The 9,903-nt window shown below is 59.4% G+C and carries 9 protein-coding genes; 3 read left to right on the forward strand and 6 right to left on the reverse strand.

Annotated features, from left to right (window positions below):
* Window positions 1-29: 29 nt before the first annotated feature.
* Window positions 30-1,265, forward strand: a complete 1,236-nt coding sequence (locus Q0O97_RS09820) for a UMUC-like DNA-repair protein (protein WP_294928127.1) — start codon at window positions 30-32, stop codon at window positions 1,263-1,265.
* A gap of 4 nt (window positions 1,266-1,269) precedes the next feature.
* On the opposite strand, the gene Q0O97_RS09825 is transcribed toward Q0O97_RS09820, so the two are convergent.
* Window positions 1,270-1,833 carry an SOS response-associated peptidase family protein gene (locus Q0O97_RS09825; RefSeq protein WP_294928130.1) on the reverse strand — a complete coding sequence of 188 codons (564 nt, stop codon included), beginning with the start codon at window positions 1,831-1,833 and terminating at the stop codon, window positions 1,270-1,272.
* Window positions 1,834-2,537: 704 nt separating this feature from the next.
* Here Q0O97_RS09825 and Q0O97_RS09830 point away from each other — a divergent pair.
* A complete protein-coding gene (locus tag Q0O97_RS09830; protein WP_294928133.1) occupies window positions 2,538-3,560 on the forward strand; it encodes a hypothetical protein in 1,023 nt (340 codons plus the stop codon).
* 263 nt (window positions 3,561-3,823) lie between these two features.
* Window positions 3,824-5,653 (forward strand): AAA family ATPase, encoded by a 1,830-nt coding sequence (locus Q0O97_RS09835; RefSeq protein ID WP_294928135.1) that lies wholly within the window; start codon window positions 3,824-3,826, stop codon window positions 5,651-5,653.
* Between the two features lie 247 nt (window positions 5,654-5,900).
* Here Q0O97_RS09835 and Q0O97_RS09840 read toward each other — a convergent pair whose 3' ends face one another.
* The 5 genes from Q0O97_RS09840 to Q0O97_RS09860 all read right to left on the reverse strand — a co-directional run.
* Complete coding sequence (locus Q0O97_RS09840; protein ID WP_294928138.1) at window positions 5,901-6,134, reverse strand: hypothetical protein; 234 nt, start codon at window positions 6,132-6,134, stop codon at window positions 5,901-5,903.
* Between the two features lie 11 nt (window positions 6,135-6,145).
* Window positions 6,146-6,739: a glycoside hydrolase family 108 protein gene (locus Q0O97_RS09845; RefSeq protein WP_294928141.1), complete on the reverse strand. Its 594-nt coding sequence runs from the start codon at window positions 6,737-6,739 to the stop codon at window positions 6,146-6,148.
* Window positions 6,740-6,919: 180 nt separating this feature from the next.
* Window positions 6,920-7,183, reverse strand: a complete 264-nt coding sequence (locus tag Q0O97_RS09850) for a hypothetical protein (RefSeq protein ID WP_294928144.1) — start codon at window positions 7,181-7,183, stop codon at window positions 6,920-6,922.
* A gap of 214 nt (window positions 7,184-7,397) precedes the next feature.
* The gene (locus Q0O97_RS09855) at window positions 7,398-8,189 is read right to left on the reverse strand and encodes a hypothetical protein (protein ID WP_294928147.1); all 792 of its coding nucleotides are present in this window, start codon (window positions 8,187-8,189) and stop codon (window positions 7,398-7,400) included.
* A 2-nt stretch (window positions 8,190-8,191) separates the two neighbouring features.
* Window positions 8,192-9,903 (reverse strand): hypothetical protein (locus tag Q0O97_RS09860; protein ID WP_294928149.1); only part of this gene is annotated, 1,712 nt, incomplete at its 5' end.

Consider the following 9,903-nt stretch of genomic DNA (forward strand, 5'->3'; position numbering starts at 1 on the left):
CTTGCCCCATGAGAACATTTAGGGAACATATGACGCCGGCCAAAGATTCTGCAAGGTGCGATATGGGACCCTTCCGAACCCTCTACATCGACATGAACTCTTTCTTCGCGAGCGTTGAGCAGCAGCTTGATCCGTCGATCCGTGGTCGGCCAGTGGCAATCACCGCAATGGAAAATGAGAAGGGTTGCTGCGTTGCTGCCAGTTACGAGGCAAAAGCCTTCGGCGTCAAAACCGGAACCAGCGTCCCTGATGCACGGCGCCTGTGCCCCGGCATCGTGTTCCTGCCGTCCCGCCACCGGCTCTATGTCCGGTTCAATTTGCGGGTCGCCGCTGTGCTAGACAGGTATGCCGAGCTGGAGCGGATCCGTTCGGTGGACGAATTCCAGATTGTGCTATCTGGCGATGCAACCGATCTGGATGGCGCAGGTAAACTGGTCGCCGCACTGAAATCCGCCGTATCGGCCGAGGTGGGGGAATGCCTCAGGTTCAGCGCAGGGATCGGGCCAAATCATCTGCTGGCCAAGATTGCCGGAAAGCTGGAAAAGCCTAACGGCTTTCAGTGGCTGTGGCCCGGTAATATGCCTGATCGGATCGCCCATATGATGCTGGACGATTTGCCGGGGATCTCGACCGCAATGAAGGAGCGCCTGGAGCGGGCGGGGATCCGCGATGTCCCGTCACTCTGCCGGCTGGAGCCTCGCCACGCCCGCGCGATCTGGCGATCCGTCGAGGGCGAGAGATTCGTGCGATCGCTGCAAGGCGCGCCCATCCCCTTGGTCCAGACCACGCGCGGCGGTTTCGGCAACAGCAAGGTGCTGGCGCCGGAGTTTCGCGATCCTCTATCCGCCTACCTTGTCTCTCGATGGTTGGTCGAAAAGGCCGCGACCCGCCTGCGCCGCGAGGGCCGGGTCGCCGCGCGCTTCAGTTTGCATCTTTCCCCGATGGGGCGGCACACCTGGTCCGCATCCATGCGCTGCGCAGCAACCCAGGACACGCTTGAGTTCATGCGGATCAACCGGGCGCTTTGGCGCATGGCATGGCCTTCGATCAGGGGGCGCAAGCTGGCCGGGATCGGGGTGCATCTCAGCGACGTGGATTTTCTCACGGCGCGGACGGGCGACCTGCTGCTGCCAATCGCACCTGCGGAGAGGACACAGGGCGAGCGGATTTCAGCAGCCGCAGATTTCATCAACCAGCGCTTCGGCGCAGGCACAATCACCTTCGGGATCAACCAGCCGCATCCGGGTTTTTTTGAGAGGGGATGATCCATCATTCGAGGATCCGCAGCGTCCCGTCTGGCAAGGGCCGCTGCAACATTTTCGCGACATCCCACGGCGCCGACATCCATGTTTGCCATTCGTCTGCCCGCAGGATCACTGGCATCGCCTTGGGGTGGACAGCGCCGACCTCCGCGTTCGGTGGGCAGGTCAGGAAGCCGAACAGATCATCCGTAGTCTCGCCGTCCCTCACCTTGCGAATACTGGTCCATCCGCGAACCTCGATCCCGGCGAACATCATTGGCTCACCGCGGGCTGGCTCGAACCAGACCGGTTTACGGTCCTTACCAGGCTCACTGAACGCTTCGATAGGCACGAGGCAGCGATGGGCCGGAGCTATCCACCTCCGCCAATGCGGACTGGATGTGTTTCGGATGTTGGTCACGCCGCTGTCGCGCCCAGAAGCTGGCAGGTATTGCGGTGGCGTGGGCATGCCCCAACGTGCCTGGACAATTTCTGGGCCATCATCACCACTGCGGATGATCGGCGCGAGCCGGTCGGGATAGGCTTCGGCCGGCCAAGGGTGATTGCCGGTTCGGTCTGCCGATGGAAACAAGCTGACGATCTCTGCTGCGGTTGAGCGGGGTCGATAAAGGTTGCACAAACTTAACGGCCTCCAAGCTGTAAGAACTCAGGCGGAATAGATCTGATCTCGGCTGGAATTGCAGAAAAAGGCCCCGAATGACCGAAGCAGGCGGGGCGAGAGCGCCTTCAGGAAAGTATAAGCCTAACGTCAGACGGGCGAAGGGGTTCCCTAATCCCTCGCCCCGCCCACGACGACCATGATCCCGACCACGACAAACGCGGCATAGGCTACCTTCGCAACCTCCCACATCATCGCGTCACCGCCCTGCCCGACAGGACCTCGACCTTGTCGCCACACATCAGCAGCGCGAGGCGATCCTGGCGCCACAGGCTTTCCACCTGCACATCGCTGATCGAGCCGGACGTGATCAGCGCCGGACGGTCGCAGGGGTCCGCCAGCCAGTCGAAATACGTGGTCGGCCCTTACCGGCCATTCACCATCGCGCGGATTCTGTCTGGCGGCATACCCAGAAGCAGTCATTCGACAGCGCGTGCGGCAATTCCAAGCCTCTTTCGCCGGCAACGCGGACGAAGCCGCCGCTCGGACCGCCCCTAGACCTTTTCAAGCAGGCCTCGGAAACTTGGGATCGATTGCTTGCTTCACGTTAGATAATAAAAGGAGTGGCGGCGCTCGAGACGGAAATCTCTGGCCAGCTTCTCTTCTGGGGCATACGAATGATCCTCTACAAAACGATCGCCTTGCAGTATGGGCGCTATCTCACAACCGGACAGCCCGGCGACGAACATGATCCCGTTGGGCACAAGGTTCCGACAGAGGAAACCCGCACGCAGCGGCAGGGCATACTCCACGATCTCACCGCGGCACGGATTTACCTGCTCGACCATCGAGCTGCAAACTATCTCGACAGCCTGCGAATGGATGTCCAGGGCAGGCCGTGGGAGGATCCGCAGGAAACCCACATTCGTGACTATGTCCTCGAAGTTGATTTCCCCCAAGGTCTTGTCTGGGTCGAATACGACAGCCGAAACCTATGGGAGAACCGCATTGCGCGCGGTCTCACCACCATGAGCAAAGAGGAGCTGAGTATCTGGCATCAGCGGGGATTCTTGTTCGACAATCGGTCTCCTGACACGATGACCGTGCGACTGTTCTCTGCCATGACCGATCATAGCTTCCTGGACTCACCCCTCACGCTGGTCCTGAATAAGTCGCAAGGCGGTCGCCCGGACTTTGACGATGCGAGCTGGCAACCTCAGATGAACGTCATCTCGGCGCATTTGCAGCTCGGCACCGGCAACCAAGTGGACGAAGTGAGGGACTTCCTAGAGGAGCATAAAGGCCATCTCGGCTACGAGATGGTAATCGGTTTCATGCTATTTGCGGCGCTCGCAGCGCGCGAGGACGATCTTTTGACACAAGAGATGCCGAGCCTCTCGGCTTCGCAGACGAAGACGGCACGTAAATTCGGCAAAAGCTGGATGACTGAGACGCTCCGGTCGCATGTCACGATTCGGATCGGTCCTGCTGGTGAACGGCACCTCACCGAGCGCGAGGCGCGGCATCAGTTTGAAGAGGCGCAGGCTTCCGGCCGCGCGACACCGACGAAACACTGGGTTAGCGAGCACGAAAGGCGCTATGCGAATGGCAAGGTGGTACGGGTCCGCGCGCACAAGCGGGGCCGACTTCCAGATCAGGAGTTGCAGGTGCGGGTGGTGGGACCACGATTAGAGAGCTGAACTGCCCTGCAACTCCACCTGAAGCGGTTGAAATCAGCGGCGATGCGTGTGTTGTTGAGAGCGGCCCTGAGCTGCCGTTCAGGCCAAGTTCTGCTGATGACCGTTCACAGCCCTTCCGCGACATTCGTGACCAGCGCAACACCGCGATCAAGGCCGACACGAAGGGGAACAGGTGGACCTGCGGAACGGAGGGCACTGCAGAGAAGCATCCATGGTTGCGTAACCCTACAAGCAGGCGGGAGAAGCCTCGCAGTTCCAGCAACATGAGAGTCGGAGCGTGTCCAGTACGCCATAAGTACGACTTTGCATTGACAGTGCGCTTAAGGGCCAGCAACTTGTACGAATCTCGGGCGTTCTTTACCCGTCTAGCTTACAGAACGAGGACGACAAATTTGCGAATTACGAACGTTTCCGCGAAAAACTTCCGCACACTTCAAGACTTTTCCATTAACTTTAATCACAACTACTGCGCGATTTCTGGACGCAATAACTGTGGGAAGTCCTCAATACTAAGAATTGTTCAGCATTTTTTGGTGAAAAATAGTGACGACCCGTTCTTCATGTTCGATGAAAGTAAAATCGACTTCGCGAGTGACAAGACGAAATGGATCTTGAATAACGATGACGGAATAGAAGTCTCCATCTCAATCGATGTTCTTGAGTACGAGGATTCCGAAGTATTTTTCGTAATTAAATCTTACCTCGGAGACAAGGCAGCTGGCCGCACATACACATTAAAATTCACTCATCAATTTATAGATGAAACCACCACAAACCTAGCATGTCAGATAAACGGCAGTCAGGTTGAGGACCGCATTGGCAGCGAGATCCTGAAGAAGATACGAAGCACCAACTCTATTATCTTTCATAACTCTGTGATGCCTGGAAGGTCTTTCTATTTTGGTGGACAGAGGATGCTCGAGGTTGTCGAGGCTCACTTTTCAGCTGAAGATAGAAGCAAAATCTCTCGTGCTCAAACAACGTTGCAGAAGAGGATAAAATCCGCAACGAAGCAGCACAAAAGTGAAATTGATAAGCTACTCGGCAAATTAAAAGATAAATATCAGGTCGAACTTGCGACGGTCGATAGAGGGAAGCCTTCGTCTTACAGCCTAGAGGTGAAGTTGCTTGATAAAAGTGTTGATGTTCCGTTGAAGGACTGGGGCGCTGGAACACAAAATAGGACTCGGCTTCTCATGACACTGCTGGAAGCGATCAGAAAGAAAAGCCACACGGATGATCAAGAAAGGCTGACGCCTGTTCTCCTCGTAGAGGAGCCCGAAAGCTTTTTGCACCCGTCAGCTCAAAGCGATTTTGGGCAAGTGCTAGCAGGGTTGGCCGATGAGCATGAGATTCAGATTATCGCCACTACGCACAGCCCGTACCTTCTGAATATGAAAGAGCCATTGGCAAACACATTGCTCGACAGAAAGACTTTCCGAGGGGCGCTAAAGGAGACTGTGCGCATTTCTACTGATGGTGAAAGATGGATGCTTCCATTCTCGAAGATCTTGGGCGTTGTTCCGGAAGAGTTCCAAGAGTGGTCTCAGATATTCAGCGCTGGAACCGGCAAAGTAGTATTGGTGGAGGGAGACATAGACGTCGAGTACTTTGCGCACTTCAGAGATAAACATGCAGACATCTACAAAATTGGAGAAGATGTCGAGATCCTTCCCTACAATGGAAAAGATGCCCTAAAAAACACGCAAATCCTCAAGTTTATGATAGGTCGAATGGAAAGGGCGTTTATCACGTTTGACTTGGATGCCAAGGGTGAGGTTCAGAAAAAACTTGAGGCTTTGGAGCTGGTCGAAGGGAGGGACTTTTGCGCGATCGGAGAAGATTCCCCGGGTGGTAGATGCATAGAGGGATTGCTCCCTAAAACTATCAAGTCAGAGGTCTATGCTGATAACGCTGATCTTGTTCAGGCCATGGGGTCTGCCGATTCTAAAGAGAAGAATACTGCGCGGAACGCTTTAAAAACCAAACTACTTGAGGCCACGAAAAACTCTGGATTGCCCAGCAAGGATTTTCCTCAGTTCAAAAAATTATTCGACCAGATACATAAGGGGCTCTTTAGTGCGGATCCCTGATCCACATCTATTTCAGGAGGTCCACTTCGTGCGCATCACGGTCATTCGTCTAGGACACAGCGAATGACCGCTCCCCGCCCTTTTCGCCGATCTGACGAAAGGCATCACGCAGGTGCCATACCAGCGCTCGCTATAAGCGCTTCGCTCCCCGCTGCATCGCGAGGCACCCTGCCACCGTCAACGCCGATCACGACCATCACCCCGAGGGCGACAAGGGCGGCATCGGCCGCCCCTGCTATAAGCCAGGTCAGGTCACGCCGCCGATGCGCTTGACGATGCGCGACCAGATCGCGGTGACCCCGAACGTGGCCCCTCCACTGAGCAGGAGCGCCAGCCCGCCAGCGGTCCAGTCGGCAGCGGCAGAGATGGACAGGCAGATGTTATCCGGGCCGGTGAGTTGGGCGACCCCGGCGGCCACCAGCGCCCCGGACAGGGCGTAGAGGACGTATCGGGTTCCCAGGGCGATTACACCTTTGAGCATGGGTTATCCTTTCACATGGTGAGGTAAACGAGGATGGCCACGGCCACCGCGGCGATGATCATCACGGGCGTCATGTCAGGGTCGTGGTTGGGGGCGGGCTTCGGACTGCCTGCCGGATCGATCGACATGGAGATGGCCGTGTCCCGCACGGAGTTGACGCGGGACGACCAGCCCTTGCCGAAGCGCGACCACGTGGACAGGCCGCGCAGGAAGCCCATGCGCAGATCACAGGCCCGGTCGATCACCGCTTCGGGATGCGCCTGCCGGGCCGCCGCCAGAGTCTGCGGGCCGACCTTGCCGTCAGCCGTCACGCCGAGGGCCTGTTGCAGCCACCGCGCGCCGCGCGACACACCGCTGTTCACCGCCCCATCGAAGGCCACCAGATCGAGGCCGGGCGGCAGGTCGTCGCCCCGCACCGGGTCCCAGAAGTCGCGGCGATAGATCTGCGCAGCACGGGCGCGGGTCATGTTGCGGATATCCTCTTTCGGATAGGACCGCTTGCTGATGCCCATGTTCGTCTCGCCGCCGGGGTCTACCGGGTCGTTGACGTAACCCCCTTCCGAGGCCAGCACATGCGCAAGGCAGCGCTCGAAGTTGTCTTTCATGGCATTTCCTCACGAAAAAGCCCGCACGAGGCGGTGCCCGCGCGGGTGGAAATCGGTGTTTCGCCCAACTATTGCTGGCCGAAAGGGTGCTGATCGCCGATATGGGAATCACCATATCGGGCGATATCGGAATTCCGATATCGGGCGCAGCTGGCGATGTTGTAAGCGGTCGTTACAAGTTCAGCGCGGCGGGTGCGTTCGGTCGTTCCAATGCACCTGATGGCCGCGCCCGAGCAGGATCTTGATGTCGCGGTTCTGCTCGGCCATCATGTTTTTCAGATCGGCCAGCGTCTCGCGTGTGTCAGCCCGCTCGCGCTCGATCAGGCGCTCAAGGCGCGCAACTTCGTCAGCGTTCTTCGTCACCCTGCCCTCCAGTCTGATGAGCCATGCAATGCCGATCACCGCAGAGACGATGATCTGCCAGTATTCGCGGATTTCAGTCATCGCGCCCCCTTGCGCATGAGAAAACCCCGCGCGACGACGGGGCTGTAGAAAAGGACAGGTCGGTTCGGAAGGGCTGCACAAAAGGACAGGCCGAATAGGCAAAACTGCCTATATATCAACAAACCTGCACAAGGATAGGTTGTGAATGTGGTTATCGAGTATCGCTGTTTGCCAAGGCGCCCCGCCATGCCCGGCGGGGCGTTTGTTCTTTGGGTCAACCGATCCCGAACCGCCTGCTCAGCACGAGATATTGCGCCTCGATCTCATCCGGCGAGAGCGCGCGGGCATGGGCTTTGAGGTAGGTGATCTTGCCGATAAGGGACCCCTGCCACGACCCGGCACCTGCGCCGACCAGCGATCCGCGATAGTCGCCCGTGCCGGTCACGAACTCCTGGAGGGGGCTGGCGCTGTATTTCGCAAGGCCGCTGCCGCCCCGGAAGGCACAGATCAGGATGAACCAGTCCAGGTCCGTGCCGAGCGGGATCAGCAGTCCGGGGGCCGAGGCCGGATCGACTGTCTGGTCGTATGCCCGCAGCCGGGTTTCGTTTGTCGCTGCGACCGGCTGGATGTATTGATAGCCGGGATCATCGACATTGAGCGGCCCAAAGGACGTGAGCCAGCGCGCGCTTGCCGCCATGTTGGCCGGCAAGGCGTCGTATTTGCCAACCAGCACATAGGTCGTGACCGAGTGTCGGCTGGCCGGATTTGCAGCGGAGGCGTTTGCGATGGCGGTCGCGCCGTCGAAGACAATGGCGGGCGCACCACCGGGTCCGCCATTGGCCGACCAGGTCGGCGGCGATGCCTCGGAGCGGGTGTTGTCAAACAGGCGATCCCGCGCGCCCATGTTGCCCGTCGCCTGGATCACGGGCAACGCGGCGCCGTTGGCCGCCGAGATGCGCGCGGCATCGATCTCGTAGAGGATGTCCGATTCCAGGTCGGGAATGCGGGGATGGTTGGGCAGCGGGTTGGTGATCTCGCCGCCGTAGAGGATACGGGCCAGTGCCATAGTTAAGCTCCTTGCTGATACCAGCCGAGGGCAATGAGCCGGGGCTGGACGAGGTGATTGACGATTGCGGTATTGGCCGCGTCGTTGAGGTGGACCGCATCACGCGCCAGCGAAGGCGGCAGGTTGCCGATCTGCTGCGCATCCAGATCGGCCTGCGTCGGAGTGATGCCCGTATCCGTCCATACGTCATCCCCCAGAAGATAGGACTGCACGTCGATGACGATCCCGCCATAGGCTGCGGCCAGCATGTCGTTGTAATCCGCGATGCGCTGCCGCTCAGGGGCAGCCGGCGCCACGTCGCGATTGACGTAGTGGTTGAGCAGCAGGGAGCGCCTGTTGAGCGTCGGGATCCAGTCCACGGCCTCGCGGGTCAGAGCCATGACCCGCGCCGGATCGTTGAGGCCCGCGCCGTCGCCCGACACCAGATCGTTCTTTCCCATGTTGATGATGTGCAAGCCGTCAGAAAAAGGAGCGCCCCCAGTCGAGACGAAGGGACTGTCGGGCACGACAGGAACCGCAGCGCCGGGGATCCGCCGCTCGAAGACGAAACTGCCGCCAGCGGGGGCGGACAATATCCCCTCGACGCCTGCCACCACACCTGGATAGGGGTCGATGCTGGTGTGATACCGCAGCGAGCAAGAGACGTTGGTCATGCCGCTGGCCGGGATCACGCCGCCCGGAAAACTCAGCCGCGCGGGCCGGGCACCCATGCGGGCCAGAGACAGGTCCGCCGTGGTGCCGCCATCCCCGCCCGAGTAATAGGCTGCGCCGAGATCGTCAGCCATGTCTTGCAGGGCGAACCGCATGAACAACATGCTCGATGCACCCCAGGAGGCGATCTTGCCCATGTCCGACATGCGATCCACCGGGCGGGCAGGCTCGATGTTGCCAAGACGCTCGCGCAGGATGGACAGCGCGAACTCCGACGGCCCGCCATCCTCGTCATTGACCTCGATCCATGAGCGATAATCATCGTCATCCCCATGACGCAGGACGACGCCATAGGACACGCCGGGGAAACTTACCTCTCGGGCGATGGCCTTGTTGCGCCGCAGGGCATCCGTCATCATGGTCGCCGACCAGTCCGAAGGCCCGCCGTCTGTGTCGTTTGCCTCCAGCCAGGATCGATAGTTGTTGCCGTCGGCATAGGTCAGCGTGACAGCCCAGGACACGCCGGGGAAATCCGTCTCGCGCGCATCGGCCTTGCCGTCCAGATCATTCGTCAGCCGGTCAACGTCCTCAGCGCGCGCCTGCGTCTCGGCATCGAGATCGGACTGGTCGGCCTTAGCGGCAACCTCGTCCGCGACCGCATCCACGGCGGACTGGTCGGCCTTGCCCGCAAGCTCGCTCAGGTTGGCGAGCCGATGCGCCACGCCCCAGTAGGGATGGCTGTCAAACAGCGGATCGTCCACCTGATTGCCCGGATGTCGCACCTCCAGGCGACCGCCGTTGATGACCAGCAGCATGCGCGCATCTGTGGGCAAATTCGGCTGGCCGGCGGAGACGGCAGACGAACGGCTGGTGAAAAACCGCCCGCCGTTGGCGATGGATGCCTTGCCGTCAACCTCTCCCGCCACAGCATCAACGGCGGATTGATCGGCCTTGGACTGATCCAACTCTCTCGCAACCCGATTGATACCCTCTTCCAGTTCCTGCTTTTGCGCAGTCTGGTTCGGCGCCGCCCCGTGAAGGGGCAACGTAAACGGCGTGAATG

The organism is uncultured Paracoccus sp. (assembly GCF_945915435.1).
Lineage (GTDB): Bacteria > Pseudomonadota > Alphaproteobacteria > Rhodobacterales > Rhodobacteraceae > Paracoccus.